Source organism: Mannheimia massilioguelmaensis (genome assembly GCF_000940515.1).
GTDB classification, from domain to species: Bacteria; Pseudomonadota; Gammaproteobacteria; order Enterobacterales; family Pasteurellaceae; genus Basfia; species Basfia bettyae.
Genome location: NZ_CDQL01000006.1, coordinates 275,570 through 296,124 on the forward strand (window position 1 = coordinate 275,570; position 20,555 = coordinate 296,124).

A 20,555-nucleotide genomic window follows, 5' to 3' on the forward strand; every position below is an offset into this window, starting at 1 on the left:
AAAGAAAGACTATGGAATACATCCAAAAAAGGAATAAAAACCATAGAAAACCATAAAGCTTAATGTTAAAATCAAAATATGATTAAACCTTAGTAACGCAATCATGCGTATATAAACGAGGTAATTAAATTTTAACGGTATGTTTTAACTAGCGTGAGAATTCGTGGTTTGACCACTAAAATAAAGTTCTTGCAAGTTTTAGAAAAATACATACACTATCTACTTTATCGCATTGGGCGAGAACTACAATAGGAAAAAAAAATGAGCATTGAAGAACGCGTAAAAAAAATCATTGTTGACCAATTAGGTGTTAAAGAAGAAGAAGTTAAATCTGAAGCATCTTTCATCGAAGATTTAGGTGCTGACTCTTTAGACACAGTTGAATTAGTAATGGCTTTAGAAGAAGAATTCGATATCGAAATTCCTGATGAAGAAGCAGAAAAAATTACTACCGTTCAATCAGCAATTGACTACGTTCAAAACAATCAATAATTAATTTATTAAGGCGACTATCAAGTCGCCTTAATTATATATACCTCACCAATTTCATTAAATTTCCATTCTGTTAATGACTAAGTTATTTTTCATTTATTGACTTAGAACAAAAATTAATTAAATACCCCCTTTTAAGTAGTAAAATTGATGTTAAAATTAGCAACTATACATTAATCATATTTAATATTTGGAGTATTTATGGATTTTCTAATAAATCTAAGTGAAGGAAGTCAATTTGCAATTCAACTTGCGATTGTACTTATCTGTTTATTTTATGGTGCAAGAAAAGGTGGGATTGCACTTGGAATGCTAGGTGGAGTAGGTTTACTCGTTTTAGTATTTGGCTTTGGTATCGAGCCTGGCAAACCTGCAATTGATGTTATGCTAACCATTCTTGCTGTGGTGGTAACATCTGCAACATTACAAGCTAGTGGTGGTTTAGATGTAATGTTACAAATTGCAGAAAGAATGTTACGTAGAAATCCTAAATACGTGAGTATACTTGCTCCCTTTGTAACCTGTACATTAACTATTCTTTGTGGGACAGGTCACGTTGTTTATACCATGTTACCTATTATTTATGATATTGCTATCAAAAATGATATTCGTCCTGAACGTCCTATGGCGGCTAGTTCTATTGCCTCTCAAATGGGGATTATTGCCTCACCAGTTTCAGTTGCTGTAGTCACCTTAACAGCCTTCTTAATCAATGCGAAAACACCATTAGCAGGTTTTGATGGTTACTTAGATCTATTAAAAATCACCGTGCCTTCTACACTTTGTGGTGTATTAGCTATTGGTATTTTCAGTTGGTTCCGTGGTAAAGATTTAGATAAAGACCCAGAATTCCAAGAAAAACTTAAAGATCCTGAATTCAAAAAATATGTTTATGGTGAAAGTACTTCACTATTAGACAAAAAATTGCCACAATCCAGCTGGAATGCAATGTGGATCTTCTTTGGTACCATTCTATTAGTGGCTTTATTAGGTTACTTTAAAGATTTACGCCCTTCTTTCGAAAAATCTGTGCCCGCTCAAGTAGTTGAAATTGTATCAGCTGACAAAACAGTAAAAAGTATCAATGTGAAAGACGGTAAAATTGTTGCTACTGCAAAAGATGGCAAAATGGCTATTGACGTAAAAGAAAGCAAAGGTAAAGCCAAAATTGCCTATAATGCAATTGATATTTATGATGATAAAGGGGTGCTAGCACAAACTGTTTCTGCACAAGATAATAATGTTGTTATTACCGCAGGTGATAAATCCGAAACGATTAATGATGCCTCTATCCTATTAAAAGATAGCGTGAAGAAAAAATCTACCTTAGGTATGGTACACGTTATTCAAATTTTCATGCTGTTAGCTGGTGCGCTAATTGTTGTATTCACTAAAACTGATCCAGGTAAAATCAGTAAAAATGAAATCTTCCGTTCAGGTATGATTGCATTAGTTGCTGTATTTGGTATTTCTTGGATGGCAGAAACCATGTTTACCGTACATACTCCAATGATGAAAGCTGCCCTTGGTGATATTGTAAAAGCACACCCTTGGACCTATGCAGTAATGTTGTTACTCATCTCTAAATTTGTAAACTCACAAGCTGCGGCTTTAGTTGCTTTCGTACCATTAGCATTAAGCATTGGTGTTGATCCTGCGATTATCCTTGCATTTGCTTCAGCTTGTTATGGTTACTATATTTTACCAACTTATCCAAGTGACTTAGCTGCAATTCAATTTGACCGTTCAGGTACAACCCACATTGGTAAATTTGTTATCAATCACAGTTTCATATTAGTGGGATTAATCGGTGTAATTACATCATGTATCTTCGGTTATATCTTCACAGGCTTATATGGTTACCTTTAATCTTTCATAAAGCGTAACTAAAGTGCGGTAAATTTTTTAAAAATTCACCGCACTTTTTTTATTTTTTTTCACCTCAACCTCAGCACTAGTACAGAAAACAAAATTAAATAAAAACTCACTATTTACATGAAAATAGTAAATTTCATTTAATTACAACTCTAATTTAACAAATATCCAACCAATATATAATGAAAATATAATAAATTATGATAATATCATTACACTTATTACGTTTTTTTAAGGAGGTATGTAATATGTTGATGGCTCAATTAGAACGTTTTTTCAAAATGGAGTCAGCTAGTGGCATTTTATTATTCTTTTTTGCGTTACTTGCCATGATTTTTGCAAATACCCCATTAAGCTCGCTATATTTTTCTTTTCTCGATATTCCTGTACGAGTGCAATTTGGTGACTTTATTATCAATAAGCACCTTTTACATTGGATAAATGATGGTTTTATGGCTGTTTTCTTTGTACTTGTCGGGCTTGAAGTAAAACGTGAAATGCTTGAGGGATCGCTCGCCAGTTATCAACAGGCTATCTTCCCTGCAATTGCGGCTATTGGTGGCATGATTGTACCCGCCATGATCTATTATTTTATCACACAAAATCATCCTGAATTAGCTAATGGCTGGGCAATTCCAATGGCCACGGATATAGCATTTGCTTTAGGTATTGTCGCATTATTGGGAACACGTGTACCTCTACCTCTTAAAGTCTTTTTATTAGCCCTTGCTATTATTGATGATTTAGGTGCGATTGTTGTGATTGCAGTATTTTATTCCGAAGAGTTGAGTATGCCTGCTTTATCTGTAGCAATTTTAGCTATTATTGGTTTAATAACTTTAAATCGCAATAAATCAGGGCATATCTGTGGTTATTTAGTATTTGGTCTGATCTTATGGGCTGCAGTATTAAAATCAGGAGTCCACGCAACCTTAGCAGGTGTCATTATTGGTTTTTGTATACCAATGAAGGATAAACAGGAAAATAGCCCCTTACACTCTTTCGAACATATTCTTTCGCCTTGGTGCTCATTCTTTGTGTTACCTTTATTTGCCTTTGCTAATGCAGGCGTGTCTCTTCACAATGTCTCTCAAGACATGATTTTATCCACCCTACCTTTAGGCATTGCTTTAGGGCTATTACTCGGAAAACCCTTAGGCGTATTTAGCTTTAGTTACTTATCAGTAAAATTAGGCATTGCCAAATTACCAGAAAAGGTTAAATGGAAACAAATTTTTGCAATCGCTATGCTATGTGGTATTGGCTTTACCATGTCTATGTTCTTAGCAGGTTTAGCATTTACCGAAGGTGGCTCAGAATCCACCATCAATATATTATCTCGTATCGGCATTCTATTAGGTTCCTGTTTTTCTGCCATATTGGGCTATATATTATTGAAGATGACAACGACTGAGGTTCAAGTTAACTAACTCTTTTTATTTATATAATTATTTGAACCTTATCACATTTTTCGAAAATAAAATTTGCATATTTTTAACATTATATTAACTTTAATACGACCCTATACTAAGGAACTTTATTTACCCTTTGGAGGATATGATGAACACAACATCAAAACCTAATGCTCTCAATAAAAATTCAATTATTTTTATTGCAGATGTCATTATCTTTTTTATTCTATTAAAAACTTTACCCTTTAACCCAAAAGAAAATGCGGGCTTATCTTTGCTTTTCTTTGTTGGGGTGTTATGGCTTACTGAAGCGTTACATGTTACGGTAACCGCCATTTTAGTCCCTATTTTGGCAATTGGACTTGGGCTTGTCACCACTAAGAATGCCTTAGTTGCATTTGCTGATCCGACTATTTTCTTATTCTTTGGTGGTTTTGCACTAGCGACAGCATTACACATTCAAAAAATTGACAAAATGATTGCTAATCGAATTATGTCTTTAGCTCGAGGCAATTTATTTATTGCAGTGATTTATTTATTCATTATCACCGCATTTCTTTCTATGTGGATGAGTAATACTGCGACTGCTGCCATGATGTTACCATTAGCGATGGGGATCCTTAGTCAACTTGATCCACAAAAAGAACACAATACTTACACTTTCGTATTATTAGGAATTGCCTATAGTGCAAGTATTGGTGGTATGGGAACCTTAGTTGGAAGCCCTCCAAATGCTATCGTTGCCTCTCAATTACACTTAACCTTCTCTGATTGGCTTTGGTATGGTTTACCGATTATGGTTGTTCTCATGCCAATTATGATCGGTTCGCTAATTGTTATTTTCAAACCTAAACTAAACTTACATTTCGATCAAAACTTTGAAAAGATCGAAATCAATAACCAACGCCTAATTACTTTAGGAATCTTTGTTCTCATTGCATTATGCTGGGTATTTAGTAGCTCATTAAATCCATTCCTTTCAGGATTATTAGGGCTAGAAAAAAATATGGGCAGTTTTGATAGTGTAATTGCTTTAGTGGCAGCTGCTTTAATTTGCATTTCGGGAGTAACCAGCTGGAAACAATTACAAGAAGGTACTGAATGGGGTGTGCTAATGCTATTTGGTGGCGGTTTAACCTTAAGTGCAGTATTAAAAGACTCAGGCGCGAGTAAAATTCTTGCCGATGGTATCGTATTCTTAATTGATGGAGGACACTACTTCCTCATTGGTTTACTGGTCTCATTCTTTATTGTGTTCTTAACTGAGTTCACATCAAATACAGCCAGTGCGGCATTGTTAGTGCCAATCTTTATTTCAATTGCCCAATCATTAGGTATGCCAGAACTCGGTCTATCATTGATTATCGGTTTAGGTGCTTCTTGTGCATTTATGTTACCAGTGGCTACTCCACCAAATGCAATTGTCTATGGCACAGGCCATATCAAGCAAAGCGATATGATTAAAGCAGGGTTTGTATTAAACATTATCTGTAGCTTTATTATTGCAATATTTGCTTATTTCTTCTGGTTAGGTTAATCCAAACAAAATTTTTGAAATTGAAACCGCACTTTAGTGCGGTTTTTTATTCATTTTTTCCAAATAATTAATATAATTTAAAATTATTAAACTTTATTAGAATCTTTATATAGACTATTAATAAAAATAAAAAATGAAAGGATAAATATGAAAAATACGTTTTATATTGGGTTATTATTTATCGCCATACTCACAATCATCGTCAATCTGTTAGCCCAAACCACTTTTGCTACCCATCTCCAACTAAGTTCGCTTACAATAGCCATTATATTGGGAATTATTATTGGTAACTTATTCCATAATCAACTAAAACCTTATACCGCTGATGGCATCAATTTTGCCAAAGGCACATTGCTCCGTACTGCAATTGTATTATATGGGTTCAGAATCACCTTACAAGACATCAACCAAGTAGGAATAAATGCAATCAGTGCTGACGCAGTTATGCTCATAACAACCTTTCTGTTAACTTGCTATCTTGGTATTCATTATCTAAAAATCGATAAACATATTGCCTATTTAAGTGCCGCAGGTTGTAGCATTTGTGGAGCTGCTGCGGTGATGGCAACTGCACCTATTACTAAATCAGAATCACATCAAATTTCAGTTGCCGTGGCAGTAGTTGTCATTTTTGGCACACTCTCCATGCTAATTTATCCTCTCGCTTATCCTTATCTGAGTAGTTGGATGAACGCCCACCAATTTGGTATTTATATTGGTTCTACAGTACATGAAGTCGCTCAAGTTTATGCAGCGGGTGGCAATATTAGCCCAACCGTTGCAGATAATGCAGTGATCACAAAAATGATCCGAGTAATGATGCTCGCTCCTTTTTTATTAGCTCTCTCTTGGTTCTTAAATAAACAAGATAGCAACAATCAAACCCGTAAAATCAATATTCCTTGGTTTGCAGTGTACTTTATCTTAATTGCTATTTTTAACTCTTTTAACTTACTACCAGAAAGCGTCGTCAAGTTTATTATTAGCCTTGATAGCTTATTATTAATCGCTGCAATGACAGCATTAGGCTTAACTACCCAAATCAGTGCAATTAAACAAGCTGGTTTCAAACCTATTTTATTAGGAGCTATAGTTTATATTTGGTTAACAGTGGGTGGATTTATGGTGAATTTATTAATGCAAACTGTGATGTAGCCTTTAATAAGTGCGGTAGATTTTTCAAAAATTTTATTCCAATACTAAAAAAAAAAGCACGGGTTTTTGTCCGTGCCTTTGTTTATCTATTTAATTAAATTCATTAACGAGTTCTGAATTCAATACGGCGATTTTTCGCACGTCCTTCTTCAGTATTATTATCTGCAATTGGATTATCTTGACCATAACCAACGGCAACTAATGCATCCGCAGGCACGCCTTGTGAAACTAAGTAATTACGAATTGCATTCGCACGAGCTTCAGATAATTTTTGATTTGCTGCAGCATCACCCACATTATCTGTGTAACCTGCGATTTCACCACGACGGTTATTTTCAACAAAGTATTTTGCTAATGCATTTAAACGACGGAAGTAACGAGGGCTAATATCAGAAGATCCCGTTGCAAAAACGATATCTAAATCTAAATTAGCTAAAGACATATCTGCAATTTCTTTTGCTTCAGGCTCAACTACTTTAACCGCCTCAGCATTCACAGAGAATAAATTCCCCAATACTGATTTTACGCCATCAACCAAACTTGATTTGGCTGAATCACTTTCAACAGAACCGACTAAATTCAAAACTTTATCTGCAAATGAACCGCTTACGCCAGGGAAATTTTTGAATAAATTAGCTAAGCCAGCAAAATCACTAAATGCAAATTTTCCAGTTTGAGGATCCACCATCAATTTATCTACTAATGGTAAACCACCAGCTAAACCTTTAAATGCATCAAGAAGACTAGCCTTAATACTGTCATTTTGAACCGTACCAGAAACAGTTAAATCTTTATCTGTTTTGTTCCAAGCTAAATTACCTAATCCTTCAACAGTTTTTACTTCAGCCACAGCTTTAGCTACAGGAGCTTGAGTAGTTGATGCAGTTTGAGTTGCTGCTGTTTTATCTGCACTATCAGTTGAACAACTCTTATAACCGAATAATGCGGCTAATAATACTAAGGCTGGAACTAGCCATTTGCCTAAACCTGATTTTTTCTCAACAGCTGCAGAGCTAGGTGCTGCTGAAGTGGTTACGCTGGATCTTGCCATATTAGCAACCACATCATCAAAAGAGCCTTTAAAGCCTAATGATTGTAATGCGCTACTATCTAAATGAGGTGCTACAGATTTTGCTAAACCACCTAATATACCAGTTAATGCTGATACCCCTAATCCACTATTCATTTTACCTTTAAAGAATGAGAACACCACAGGTAATAACATTCCTAATATTCCTTTAGCCGCATCAGCAGAAGTATTCGCAGAAGCCGCTAAATGATTTGTGACAGACTCTGTATTTGTACCAAAAACACTTGGTAATAATGATTTACCTAAATCTAACAAGCTATTCTCAGCATCAATATCAGCTTTACCTGTGAGCGCTTCTAACGGATTTGCATTAGTCGGAAATGCCGTATTTTTGATCAAATCAAATAAATTGCCAGCACCTTCGTGAGTATTTACTTTAGATACCATACCACCAAGAATCATTGAAAGACCTTTGGTTAATAAGTTACCTCCATTTTCTGTTGATACACCAAGTTTTTGTGTGACTTGATTTAACACTAAATCACGTACTGGACCTTGAAGTAATTGGCTTAAATCAAAATTCATAATAAATCCTTCATAAACGATAAGCTAAGTAAATTCCAGAATAAAAGAAATCATTTATTTTTATTCTTCTAGAGAATTATACTCGCCTTTTATGTAAAGAACCGCAAAGAAAAAGTAAAGTTAACTAATCTTTAGCTGGAATTAAAAAGATAGTTATATCAATAAAAGTGCGGTAAAGATTTGGGAAATTGCAACATACTGTGTCGTATAAAATAACAAGCGGTAAAATTTTGCGAAAAGCTTGCAAAATTTTTACTTGGAAGATAGTTTTCCTGCATTAAAAATGGTGCAGAAAGCTGCGCCATATCAGACTTAATCTTTACGGGTTAAAATTGATTTTATTTCCTCTAATTGTTTTTCTAATACTGATATTTTTTCTGAGATTTCAATATTAGATTTCTTCATCACACACCTCAAAAAAATCGCCCATTAAGAGTGATCTTATTACCATAATTTTAAAACTAATTGTGCATATGCAACTAAAATTGGATAGCCATTTAAATCATAACTATTACGAGAATTAGCATTGTATTTTGGTTTTAAAATCCCTTTATTATCCACAACCCAAGTGTTACTAGAATTCGCATTATATTTCGGCTTTAATGTTTGACCATCAAAAACCCAAGTATTACTAGATCTCGCATTGTATTTTGGCTTTAATTCACCACGTTCATAAACCCAAGTATTGCTAGAACTAGCATTATATTTCGCTTTTAAGATTGCACCATCGCAAACCCACTCTTTTGGTAAAATAATATCAAGCATAATAGCTCCTTATTTTGATAAAAATAATATCATTATAGATAAAGCACTAATCTATAACCACTCAGAATCATTGTAAAAAATAGAATAAAAATCAATCAATTCACAATAAATAATCCAACACTGCCCGCCAATCCGGAAATTGCGGCTGTCCGAAATGAATATGCTCTCCGCCAAATTTATCCGCTCCGTTTCGCAAGCGGTCATCAATCAAATAATCGCCCTGATTGAGATTTTTGTGGTGCGATAAAATCAGCCGTTTATATAAAACGGAATCTTCATCTTTGCCAAAATATTTTTGAATCCATTCCACTTTATCAATCCACGCCGATGAATTCCACCAAGGCGCGGTGGAAAGCACATAAACATCGTACTTTTCCGCCAATTTATACACCGCTTCCACCGCATTCGGCATTGGCTCCATTAAGCCGAAAATACCTTTCACATCATCGTAACGTCCCACATATTCCTGTTGGATTTCTGGAGCTAATTTGGCAATACCGCTGGCAAAATCCACCAACACATTATCCATATCAATGTACACAATTTTTTTCATTTTTCTGTTCCTTCTCTTTGATTTTTTGAATCGCTTGGTCAATATCAAACTTTTGCCCAGCTTCTATTTGAGCCAACCGCTTATCCGCACTTTTTCCCATACGGTTTAAATAAGCCTTACTCATTACCCCTGCCTTATAAAAACGCCAATTTTCTTTATATTCTTTCCAACCTGAAATATCCCATTGATAAATATAGCGAAAATAGTAGTGAATCACACAATCGATATCGGTGAAATCCCGTTCTTTATAAGTGGGCGAAAAAACATTGTCTTGGCTATGCAGCGTATAACGGCGGACTTTTTCACCAATCGGCAAAATCAGCACGGTTTTTTGGTTGAATAAATAACCTAATTTGGTGACTCGGGTTTCCAGTCTTTCCAGTTGGTTATAGAAAATCAGATAAAGCGTAATCACCCTATCACTGGTACAAAATTTCTTACAGGTCACTTCCATACCGTCCAAGCGAAGAATAGAACCCCAATAACTTGTCAAATCACGGCAAACTTCGCCCAAATCCGCATCGGCATTCGTTTCCAAAAACTGATGGATCTGCTTCGAATTGAAATTCGCAATGCCCTGATCCTGTTCACAGCTTAACACTGCACAGTGATACACTTTAAACAATGAGGGATTAATAATAACGCCATACATACTTCACTCCTTAAATGAATTAACTTCAAGGTGAATATATGGATTAAAGCGACAATTTGTGTCGGGAAAAACAACAAGCGGTGAAATTTTGCAAAAAATTTACAAATTCTCACCGCTTGCAGGTTTATTTCGCTAATTGCTCCAATACTGCTTTACAAATTCAGGCACAATTTCACTTGCTTTACCGTATTTTGCGTCTTGGAATGCACTTTTGACTTTGCTCGGCTCCAAATTCAGCTCAACGGTTTTCGCTCCCCAATTATTGGCGACTTGCACAAAGCCCGCTGCCGGATAAACATTGCCCGATGTGCCGATAGAAACGAAAATATCGCACTCCATCAATGCTTGTTCAATCCGTGCCATTTCCAACGGAATTTCACCAAACCAAACAATATGCGGACGCAGCCGTGCAGGTTGAACGCAGCAGGTGCAACGGCTTTCATCTGTGACATCGCCTTGCCACTCATACACAGTACCTTTATTCGGGCAACGCACTTTCAACAGTTCGCCGTGCATATGGATTACATTTTTAGATCCTGCCCGTTCGTGCAAATTATCCACATTTTGCGTTACAATCAGCACATTTTCGCCCAATTTTGCTTCTAATTCCGCAAGGGCAAGATGAGCCGCATTGGGTTGCACTTCGGGGTCAAACAGCTTGCGCCGGCGTTCGTTGTAAAAGCGTTGCACCAATTCCCGATCCCGCTTATAACCCTCAGGCGTTGCTACATTCTCCACCCGATGATTTTCCCACAAGCCATCTTCCGCTCGGAAAGTCCGAATGCCCGATTCCGCAGAAATACCAGCCCCTGTTAAAACGACGATTTTTAGATCTTTTTCCATTTTTGCTCCTACTTTAACCAAACCGCTTTTCCGCCATTTCTAGCGTTGCTTGTAAATTTTGGCAAAATAATTTCATATGTTGTAAAAATTTATCAGTGTCATCATAAAAATCTCCCCCAATCGTCATCTGCATTTTATCGCCAGCACGGAAAAAAGTGAGATGTTGCATTCCTTCTATTTCCTCATTAAGTAATAGTGCCAGTGTGCCAATATTGGAAAAGGTCATTATATCCTCATCTCGTTCAACAATCGCATTGCCGCAAAGATAAGCATTACCGCTGATATTGGTATCAAACTTCACTTCGGTATTGCCCTCCACTATCGCTTCACCACAAATATCAGAATCATAAATTTGAGCGTTCCCGTAAATCTGAGCATTATCGCTAACGCAACCACCATAAATTTTGGCATTGCCAGACACGCAACAATTATCATCTAGACAACCACCTCGTATTTCCGCATTATCTCTTACAGTAATATGCCCCTTATCATTACCTGTTACTCTACCTGCTGAAAATATCGCATTATCAGAAATATCAAATTGCGTATGACTTGCTTCTGCATTACCGTATATTTTGGCATTATCTGCCATTGTTAAACCAACTTTATAAATAAAGGCATCACCATAAATCTTTGCCTGCCCAGAAATATCAGATTTATATTTTTTAAATCTTTCATCAGAGAGCCAAGCTCGTCCAAATACACGGCTGTTTTCACGCACTACACAACAACATTCAATAACCGCATCATTTTCCACTCGGGCATTATCCAACACATAAACTGCTTTTGTAATCCAACAATTCCCTTTTTGAGAAAGGTTAGATTCTTTTTCAATATAGCCGCCTAAATCACCTTTTTTAACTTGTAACGCCCACTCTCGTTTAATTTCAAAATCTTTTAAGGCTTCAATTTGATAAAGGGTTTTACCGCAATATTCCACGGTATTTTCAGTTAAACGATATTTCATTAAAAATCTCCTAAAATGCGTGATTTTGCAACTTGAATAGCTATTTCATATTCTGTATAAGCCGATAATGCTTTACGCACTTGCTCTGGGGAAAAAGACTGATTGTTATAGCGAATTTCAATGCCGTTTTCAGTTTTATAGGCTATGAAATACTCTAAAAAATCGGAAAAAATCTTGCTCTGTATAAAATCATTTTGCGAGCGAATAAACGCATTGCCCGCAATCCTGCCATCACCACCTATTTCAATGCGTTGTGCTTCATCTGTATTTATAATTTTGGCATTTTCTGCAAAAGATACGCCGCCACTAATTACAATGTTTTGCCCCACAATTTGGACATTATTTTTAAAACGATTACCACCCGTAATTTCAGCACCGCAAATTTTCGCATTATCTTGAATATATACATTTTTTCCTGCAATTCTCGTATTGCCATAAATTTCAGCATTACCTTTTAAACAACAAGATGCCTCAATTTGAGCATTGCCATAAATCTGAACATTATCGCAAATCTTAATATCACCGATAAAAACACCTCCTATTACAGCATTTTCAAAAATTTTAACTGCCCCCGAAATATTCGTACATTTACCGCCTACCTCTGCATTTCCAAATATCTCTACCTCATCACAAACTGTACCTTTAACATAAACAGTAGCGTTATCATAAATTTTTACCTCGCCATAAAAATCTCCCCTTGTAATACAAGCATTACCAAACACTTGCACCGCATCATTCAAATAACTACAACCACCCACATAGCCATTTTCCGACACACAAGCCTTATCTCGTACCTCTGCCGAATTCGCCACCCAACAATTCCCCTCGTGGGAAAGATTATGCTCACCACTCAAAAATCCGCCCAAATCGCCTGCTTTCACTTCAGTGTCATTACTGGTGGTAAAATCTCGCAACGCTTGAATTTGATAGAGCTTTTGCCCTCTATACTCTTTGTCGCTTTCAATCAAACGGTATTTTTTCATTTTTATACTCCTGTTTCATTAAGAATAAGGCTATTTTATTTATCATTGCGACAAAGAGTGTCGCAATAATCATTATTTCTAAAAAAATGGTACTCCTCATTTTCTATTCTCTGCGAAATCGCTCGCATTTTATGACGATCAAATTCCGCAATATGCACGCCCCCTAAATCCTGCCACTGAATAGGCTCTAACACAGCCCCACTCCAAATAGGTGTAAGCAACGGCACAAGCAAACTCTCATTAAACACTTGCTGCGGTGTCACAAAATACTGAATTTTCTGCCAAGTCGGGTCATAAAACCGTCCTGATTGCTCTGCAATCACACAATCCACACTCATCGGCATATCCCAAAACAGCTCGCCATTTTCTTGTATAAATTCATAGTGATAACTGCCACTAAATGAATTTTCCGAACAATATTCAAACACCAAACAAAGATTTTTATCCCAAAATGGGGACCGAATTTCCACTAAATCATCGTAAAATTTAGCTTTAATCTGCTGCTGTTTTACCAACTCCAAAGATAAAAATCCCGAATTTAACCATTGATAAAATGTCGTTTTCATAGCATTCCCTCGCTTTAAAACAGGCTAACCCTCCAAATTAAAAGTCTTAAAAAATAAAAAAGCGGTGCAATTTTGCGAAGTTTTTGCAAAATTGCACCGCTTGTACTAAGGTAATAAATTAACTATTTAATGTTATACATCCTGACACTTTCAGCATTTAGAATACCCACCATATCTTTATGATGTTTTTCTATTTCCTTAGCATTCCATTCTTGTCTGCTTAACATTAATGCCTGCTTAGGACTAATACATTTTAAATTACCAGACTCATACCGTTTTTTCTTTTCTGAGGGAATTTCATCATTTAAGGACGAATTTTGATAATGCGAGATTAAACATAAATTACCAAATTTGTTTAAAATACCATCTCTTTCATCTAACTTTATATCTTCAAGCAGACTATCTCTTTTGCTTTGCGGCAAATAATGTTCAACAGAATTTCTAGATAATGAGAAAACAAAGTTATCTTTTGTTAATAACTCATTATCTTTAGAAAGCTCATCGTCACCCCAATTTCTCCACAAAAGATAATCTAAATAATTGAAAATATAGTTAGGTATAGATTGACCACCTTTAGCGAAAAGAACTTGCCTTTCGGGATCTTGATAATAATCGTAAGCTAGCTTTTCTAAAATTTCTATATAAGTTTTAGCTTTTAAAGCATATTCTGTTTTCAAATCTTCAAGAATATATAACTTAGATAGCACATCAAAGAGCCAATTTTTATAGATTTTTTGCCTAAATGAGGTATGAAACATTGATAGCAATTGAATTATCTGAGTATTATCTTGAGATGAATAATTCTCTTCATTATCAGTTCCTAATATGTCAAACGCCGTTCCAAATGAATTTACTTCCTTAAAATAAAAAGAATTACTATTCTTGTATTTTTTTAGTCCATTTAGCAACCAAGTATCTTCTTCATCTTTTGATTTTATGATATATCTATCAAAAATCAATCTAGATTTTAATAAACACAAGATAAAATCCTTAATTGAATAAGGATCTTTCAAACCCTCAAATTCATTAAGAAGATATTTATCATTTAACGGTATATTTTTATGAGTGAAAATCCTATAAACAATCATTAAAAAATTAGGAAAGTCAATAATAGAATTAAAATTTCCATCTTTCATCTCATCATTATTTTCACCTTGATTACTTTCCTTAATTTCTTCCCCTGCCAATAAATCTAAAATAGATTTATATTCAAGTATATTAACACTATTACTTAATGTTATTTCATTCAGCATTTCATTAAAACATTTAGGTATTTTATTACATAGTTCACCAAAAAACGCATTTGAGGTTCTTATATTCTTAGTATTATCCTTTGAATAAGGAAAACGCTTAATCGCATACACATTCATATCTGAACAAGCATCCCAAATCAATGCAAACAACCTCCTCTCATTATCAGGTAAAGCATTCATTAACCTAGCTTTTAAAACCTCGTGCTTTTCTAATTGCTCACCACGATTATTCATAATTTCGAAATAATGATTCAGATCTGTACCATCTGGTACTTCAGTTCTTAAAATAACGACTTTTTCTAGTAAAAAATCAAAGAAAACTTTTTTATCTAATTTTTGTTTATCAAATTGCTCAAAAATATTTGAGATTATTTTATATCCTAAATCTATACTATTCTTAGTATAATTATCACCTGATAAATTTTTAAAACTAAAATTAGATTCATCACGATGCTCAAAAGTTAAATTAACACTCTGATTTATATCATAGTATGCCAATAACAACTTTAATGTTGTTAAGCGTTGCTGTCCATCAATAACTTCATAACTATCTTTTCGCTTTGAAACAACTAAGCTACCAATGTAATAATTTTTATCTTTATCTTTACTTTGAGCCTCTAAAATATCTTGGATCAACAATTCAATTTCATCTTTACCCCAAGCATAGTTACGCTGATATATGGGTACAATATATTTATCGTCATTACATAAATCTTTTACTTTTAATGTTTTTACTTGACTATTTTTCATTTTTTCTCCAAATCTGAACTTAACAATGACACTAATCCTGTTTTATTATCCATATCAAACTCTTGATTATACTTATCAATCATAAATTCTAAGAACTCTCTTGAATTATCAGATCTCATAAGATGAGAAAATAAACTATTTTCACTGTATACTTCATTTTCTATTGTTCTATAAAAAACTCTTCCTTGCATTAGACGGATTCTATAACACCATTTAAAGCATTTCTCTATTGCCTGAACTAAATTTTCTTGACCGAACTTATCATAATAAAGCACAACTAAACACTGGAACAGATTTTTAATGTATCGATCTCCAACACGGTAAGCTCCTTGATAACCATCAATAAACTTTAATAAACTATGTTCATAATTACCCAATTTATTACGTATAATTTCAGGATTATTAAGAAAGCCATTACGATTATCAAATAAGAAAATATAACACTCCCTGTAATTTTCAATGTATCTAAAAAACAACTCTCCATTAACAATAGGCTGAATAGCTTGAAAGCTCATCTTACTAAACCTACTATCAACTAGCATTGGAAAAGATTGATACATTTTATATAAATTAAAATTAGCTAATTGTTGATTAATATATGAATAGTTATACTCAGCACTAGCACCTTTAAATGTTTCTAACTCTTTATTAGTAAAGAGTTCAGCATTTTGATATTTATACCAACGGCGTAATCTAAATAAAGTTTTGCTAATAACTTGTTCTAAATTAGCCACATCTGTATTTACTGCCTTTTCCCAATTTTCTACACATTCATAAATTGTTTCTTTATCGGCATTTAACTCTCTTAAATGGTAAGCTTTTAAAAGATCATAAGGAGCAAGAGATTTTCCTCTTGCATTTTGCGCATCAAAAAACTGAAATGCTTCATCAATATCGTTTAATTCAATATAAACAAACTCACAAACATCTAGAATATATTTAGCAAATTCTTCTTTATTTTTGACTCTATCTTCAATAAATTGATCTATAGCTTTTTTGTTTTTGATTAGATTATCTACACTGATGCTATGTGGCAATTTCTCCTCTAGTAATTTAGGTTTTTCCTCTTCATTCAATAAATGCAAAACTACACAAAGACTAATCAATCTCTGTTGTCCATCAACAATATCATACGCATTTTCTTGTGTATTATTATGAATAACGACTGATCCAACCCGATAAACTTGCTTTTCATTTTCAAAATGAAAATAGAGATCATTGAGCAGTTGGTTAATGTTTTTTACTGTCCATTTATAAGGTCTTTGGTAATCAGGAATAGATAATTTCTCTTTCTCTACTACGCCTCTAATTTTTTTAATTTCTGCAACTACGTTATCTTGGCTCATATTGCCCCCTAAAAGTAATGTGTAAATTCTGTGCATTGTAGCAAAACTTGCAAAGTTTCGTGAAATTTAAACCGCTTGTAACAACGCATCAATCGCCCTTAACGCCTCCAATCCCCCCATTTCCAAACTTAAAAAGTGCATTTTCGGTACTCCTGCGTCTATGGGGTTAATGCGGATCAGTCCGCCTTTTTTCTGTTTGGCGGTGCGTTCGGAGAAATTACGGACGGTGGGAACGACTTTGCCTGCTCCGATTTCAATCACCACAGGGCGTTGCGTTTTGCGTAGCCATTCGTCTAACAACGCGTGTTTGCCGAGTTGGTAGCCTTCGCTGTATGTCCAGTCGTTGAACATCAGCACATTTTGCCGAGCCAAACCGCCACAATGTGGGCAGGTTGGGGGTTGGCTTGTGACGATACATTGCTCGTCATCGGTTACGGGGTGGTAGCCGTATGACCACCACGATAAATCCTCGCAATTCTCCACGCACTGCAAGCGGTCTAATGTACCGTGGCATTCGTAAATACGGCTTTCGGCAAAGCCTGCCTTGCGGAAATGCCCATCTACATTGCTGGTGAAAACGAAATAGCCGTGCGTTTTTTCTGCAGCCCAGCGTTGCAAAATGGCGTAGCCCTCGTGCGGTTCAGCTTGGCGATATTGGTTTAGGCGGTGAGCAAAAAACCATTTGGCAAGCTCGGGGCGGTCTTGGTAAGCCTTTGGTGTGGCGATGTCCATAAATTGCAAATTGAATTTTTTCAGCGGCGGATAGGCGTTCCAAAATCCGCCTACACTGCGGAAATCAGGCAAGCCGCTATCCACCGACATTCCTGCCCCAGCAGTAATTAAAATGCCGTCTGCTTGGCGAATAAGTTCAGCAGCGTAGTTGAGATCGTTTTTCATAAATGGCTCCTTTGTGTTGATTTTTGGCAATTTTATTGTTCTAACCGACAATATGTGTCGCATAATCACAGCATTTCACAAACCACTGCAGAAAAATCGTCATACAAGCGGTGTTTTTTCACCATTTTTCTGCAAATTTGCAGGCGTTCGGCATTATTGGGGTAGGTTTTCCAAATATGAGCAAGCTGTTGTGGCGTGATGTAATCGTGCAAACCGTCTGAACAGAGCAAAACACTTTCGCCTTTTTCCAACTGAAAAGAGGCAGAATGAATACGGAAATCCGCAGCATCAAAATCTGCGGTAATGCAATCCGATAAGGCGTAATACATTGCGGCATATTCGGCTTCTGCCAAAGCCAAACCTTGAGCTTTCATTTCTGCCAGCACAGTGTGATCAAAACTGATCTGGCTCCACTCGCCCGTTGCGGAAATTTTATAAGATCGGCTGTCACCGACATTCAGAACGTTGCCGATTCCGACCGCTCTTTTTTCATCAAAATGCAGCTCACAGCCGACAAATGTGCTACTCGTGCCGAAATCAGACAAGGCAAATCGCTCACAAAGTTCAGCTTGAACATTGCGTAACCACGCGGAATCTAACGCTTTACAGGCGGCAAGCTTTTCCATTAAAAATCGGCTGGCAAGCTGTGATTTTGGGCTGTTGGAAATACCATCCGCCACGCCCAAAATCACTTTTTCATCGTCTAAAATATCACTTTCTGCATTTTTCAGTTGCCATTGATAAACAGCTTTGCCATTGAATAGTGCGTCTTGGTTTTTCTGGTGTTTGTTGCCTGCTTGTTGGCAGTAAGTGAGTTGAAACATTTTATTCTCCGCAAAATTTAAAGCTCATAGCCTGCTAAAATGAATAACTTTAATGCAAAATTCTCATCCCTTTCAAACTTCATTCCAAAACAAAAATCGCCATCATCAGACATTAGCAATCTTACCCAGTCTGTCACTGTACAATATTCTGCCAAACTAAAGCCGAGGCCCACCGTTATATGACAAAATAAATGTTGATACCGTCTAATTTCTTTAAAAACCAGACTTAATTGATGAGCCAATTCCTTATCATTTTTCCAACTCTTAATCCGAATATCATAACTTTCAAGGTTTTTCATTTCGCTGATATATTTCAGATCCTTTTCGTCAAGATGAACGGAATTATCACTTGATAAAGTTGCATTAAATAAAGCCATCAGCTCATTTTTTTCTAATTCAGTTCTGATGATATTACCTTGTTTAACCAAGATTTTTTCAGATTTTTGTAATTGATGAATAATGTTTTCAATTTCTGTATTCATTTGTTTTTCCTTTATGAATTTAGAGGTATTTTATGTATAAATGCGTCATTTTGTGTCGCTAAAAACAATAATTTTTATCGTAAAAATAAAAATTAGATTGCGGTTAAACAGGAAAAAAGCAGAAATTAAAAGTCGAGAAAGTGAGAAAAGTGCGGTAAAAATTTGAAATAATTCTCCCAAAAGCAAAAGAATGATCAACTCCTAGTATTTCATACCCATAAAAAGATAATTATTTATGATATTTTTATGGTTATAACCAAAAATAAATAGTAAAATTATTCTTAATTTAGAACATAACCAAAATACTTTACTATGATCAATCGACCAAATTACATTCAACAACTCAAACCTTTTATCAACACACCTTTAATCAAAGTGATTACAGGGATTCGCCGTTCGGGGAAATCTACGGTTATGAAATTACTAAGGGCTGAACTTATTGCACAAGGTATTAGCGAACAGCAAATTATCCATATCAATTTTGAAAGTTTTGCATTTAGTGAGTTCAAAACTGCCGAAAAGCTTTATGCTTTGATAAAAGAGAAAATCCAGACGACAGACAAATACTATTTGCTGCTTGATGAAATTCAGGAAGTTATCGATTGGGAAAAAGCCGTGAATGCTTTTATGGTGGATTTCAATGTTGATTTGTATATCACAGGTTCCAATTCGCATTTACTCTCGTCTGAACTTTCAACTTATCTAGCAGGACGCTATGTGGAAATACCGATTTTCACTCTATCTTATAAAGAATTTTTGGATTTCAAAGCTGGTTATTCACAAAAAAATAGCGAAAATCCGACCGCACTTTTCAACGAATATCTGCAAAAAGGCAGTTTTCCTATGGTGCATACAGCAGACTATAATACTGAAACCGCATATAAAATCGTGCAGGATATTTATGCTTCTGTGATTCTGCGAGATACGGTGCAACGGCACAAAATCCGAGATGTAGAATTATTGGAACGTATTGTCAAATATGCTTTTGATAATATTGGAAACACCTTTTCAGGTAAGAATGTTGCAGATTATTTCAAAAGCCAACAACGAAAAGTAGATATCAATACCGTTTATAACTATCTGAAAGCATTAGAAAGTGCCTTTATTTTGCATCGTGTGGAACGATTCGATCTGAAAGGCAAGGAAATTTTAAAAACCCAAGAAAAATTCTATTTGGGCGATGTTTCCTTACTGTATGCCACAATGGGTTTTCGTACTAGCTTGATCGCAGGTATTTTGGAAAACTTAGTCTATCTTGAACTCAAACGTCGGGGCTATCAGGTTTACATTGGCAAACTAGGTACACAAGAAGTGGATTTCGTAGCACAAAAACAGAATGACAAACTCTATATCCAAGTCGCCTATAAGCTAGAAAGCGAACAAACTGTCCACCGGGAATTTTCGCCGCTACAAGCTATTGCCGATAATTACCCGAAATATGTTATTACAATGGATGATTTCTGGCAGGAAAATATTGATGGGATTGTGCATCAGCATATTGGGGAGTTTTTGTTGGGAAGTGAATAATTTTTTCACTTTTAAAAGTGCTTTAAAATAGGGGCTATAGTAGATTAGCAGTAATGCCATA

18 protein-coding genes and 1 pseudogene are annotated in these 20,555 nt (G+C 35.4%); 6 read left to right on the forward strand and 13 right to left on the reverse strand.

Annotation, left to right across the window (positions count from 1 at the left end):
• The first annotated feature begins 261 nt into the window (after positions 1-261).
• The 5 genes from acpP (at position 262) to BN1226_RS06100 (ending at position 6,471) form a co-directional block, all read left to right on the forward strand.
• Complete coding sequence (gene acpP, locus BN1226_RS06080) at positions 262-492, forward strand: acyl carrier protein (RefSeq protein WP_005759872.1); 231 nt, start codon at positions 262-264, stop codon at positions 490-492.
• A gap of 201 nt (positions 493-693) precedes the next feature.
• The gene (locus BN1226_RS06085) at positions 694-2,361 is read left to right on the forward strand and encodes an anaerobic C4-dicarboxylate transporter (protein ID WP_044470415.1); all 1,668 of its coding nucleotides are present in this window, start codon (positions 694-696) and stop codon (positions 2,359-2,361) included.
• A gap of 260 nt (positions 2,362-2,621) precedes the next feature.
• Positions 2,622-3,797: a Na+/H+ antiporter NhaA gene (gene nhaA, locus BN1226_RS06090; RefSeq protein WP_044470516.1), complete on the forward strand. Its 1,176-nt coding sequence runs from the start codon at positions 2,622-2,624 to the stop codon at positions 3,795-3,797.
• 130 nt (positions 3,798-3,927) lie between these two features.
• The gene (locus BN1226_RS06095; RefSeq protein ID WP_044470416.1) at positions 3,928-5,316 is read left to right on the forward strand and encodes a DASS family sodium-coupled anion symporter; all 1,389 of its coding nucleotides are present in this window, start codon (positions 3,928-3,930) and stop codon (positions 5,314-5,316) included.
• Positions 5,317-5,463: 147 nt separating this feature from the next.
• Complete coding sequence (locus BN1226_RS06100) at positions 5,464-6,471, forward strand: YeiH family putative sulfate export transporter (RefSeq protein ID WP_044470417.1); 1,008 nt, start codon at positions 5,464-5,466, stop codon at positions 6,469-6,471.
• Between the two features lie 103 nt (positions 6,472-6,574).
• On the opposite strand, the gene BN1226_RS06105 is transcribed toward BN1226_RS06100, so the two are convergent.
• The 13 genes and pseudogenes from BN1226_RS06105 to BN1226_RS06165 all read right to left on the reverse strand — a co-directional run bounded on the left by BN1226_RS06105 (position 6,575) and on the right by BN1226_RS06165 (position 18,967).
• A complete protein-coding gene (locus BN1226_RS06105) occupies positions 6,575-8,086 on the reverse strand; it encodes an OmpA family protein (protein ID WP_044470418.1) in 1,512 nt (503 codons plus the stop codon).
• A 444-nt stretch (positions 8,087-8,530) separates the two neighbouring features.
• Positions 8,531-8,851, reverse strand: coding sequence for a hypothetical protein (locus BN1226_RS06110; RefSeq protein ID WP_044470419.1), 321 nt, complete (start codon positions 8,849-8,851; stop codon positions 8,531-8,533).
• Between the two features lie 106 nt (positions 8,852-8,957).
• Positions 8,958-9,404, reverse strand: a pseudogene (locus BN1226_RS06115) (5' nucleotidase, NT5C type); the annotation flags it as partial.
• The gene (locus BN1226_RS06120) at positions 9,382-10,056 is read right to left on the reverse strand and encodes a hypothetical protein (protein WP_044470421.1); all 675 of its coding nucleotides are present in this window, start codon (positions 10,054-10,056) and stop codon (positions 9,382-9,384) included. The pseudogene BN1226_RS06115 and the gene BN1226_RS06120, both read right to left, overlap by 23 nt.
• A 132-nt stretch (positions 10,057-10,188) precedes the next feature.
• A complete protein-coding gene (cobB, locus tag BN1226_RS06125) occupies positions 10,189-10,899 on the reverse strand; it encodes a Sir2 family NAD+-dependent deacetylase (RefSeq protein WP_044470422.1) in 711 nt (236 codons plus the stop codon).
• 13 nt (positions 10,900-10,912) lie between these two features.
• Positions 10,913-11,866 (reverse strand): hypothetical protein, encoded by a 954-nt coding sequence (locus BN1226_RS06130; protein ID WP_044470423.1) that lies wholly within the window; start codon positions 11,864-11,866, stop codon positions 10,913-10,915.
• The gene (locus tag BN1226_RS10890) at positions 11,866-12,849 is read right to left on the reverse strand and encodes an LbetaH domain-containing protein (protein WP_077064992.1); all 984 of its coding nucleotides are present in this window, start codon (positions 12,847-12,849) and stop codon (positions 11,866-11,868) included. The genes BN1226_RS06130 and BN1226_RS10890 overlap by 1 nt, the downstream gene beginning before the upstream one ends.
• Positions 12,850-12,884: 35 nt before the next feature.
• Positions 12,885-13,415 (reverse strand): hypothetical protein, encoded by a 531-nt coding sequence (locus BN1226_RS06140; protein ID WP_044470424.1) that lies wholly within the window; start codon positions 13,413-13,415, stop codon positions 12,885-12,887.
• Positions 13,416-13,537: 122 nt separating this feature from the next.
• On the reverse strand, positions 13,538-15,418 hold the full coding sequence (locus BN1226_RS06145) for a DUF262 domain-containing protein (protein ID WP_044470425.1): 1,881 nt from the start codon (positions 15,416-15,418) through the stop codon (positions 13,538-13,540).
• Positions 15,415-16,764, reverse strand: a complete 1,350-nt coding sequence (locus BN1226_RS06150) for a DUF262 domain-containing protein (protein ID WP_044470426.1) — start codon at positions 16,762-16,764, stop codon at positions 15,415-15,417. The genes BN1226_RS06145 and BN1226_RS06150 overlap by 4 nt, the downstream gene beginning before the upstream one ends.
• A gap of 66 nt (positions 16,765-16,830) precedes the next feature.
• Positions 16,831-17,661, reverse strand: a complete 831-nt coding sequence (locus BN1226_RS06155) for an SIR2 family NAD-dependent protein deacylase (protein ID WP_044470427.1) — start codon at positions 17,659-17,661, stop codon at positions 16,831-16,833.
• A gap of 65 nt (positions 17,662-17,726) precedes the next feature.
• Positions 17,727-18,485 (reverse strand): PP2C family protein-serine/threonine phosphatase, encoded by a 759-nt coding sequence (locus BN1226_RS06160; RefSeq protein WP_044470428.1) that lies wholly within the window; start codon positions 18,483-18,485, stop codon positions 17,727-17,729.
• A 17-nt stretch (positions 18,486-18,502) separates the two neighbouring features.
• Positions 18,503-18,967, reverse strand: coding sequence for a hypothetical protein (locus tag BN1226_RS06165; RefSeq protein WP_044470429.1), 465 nt, complete (start codon positions 18,965-18,967; stop codon positions 18,503-18,505).
• A 312-nt stretch (positions 18,968-19,279) separates the two neighbouring features.
• Between BN1226_RS06165 and BN1226_RS06170 the strand changes: the two genes are divergently transcribed.
• Positions 19,280-20,494, forward strand: a complete 1,215-nt coding sequence (locus BN1226_RS06170) for an ATP-binding protein (protein WP_044470430.1) — start codon at positions 19,280-19,282, stop codon at positions 20,492-20,494.
• The last annotated feature ends 61 nt before the right edge of the window (positions 20,495-20,555 follow it).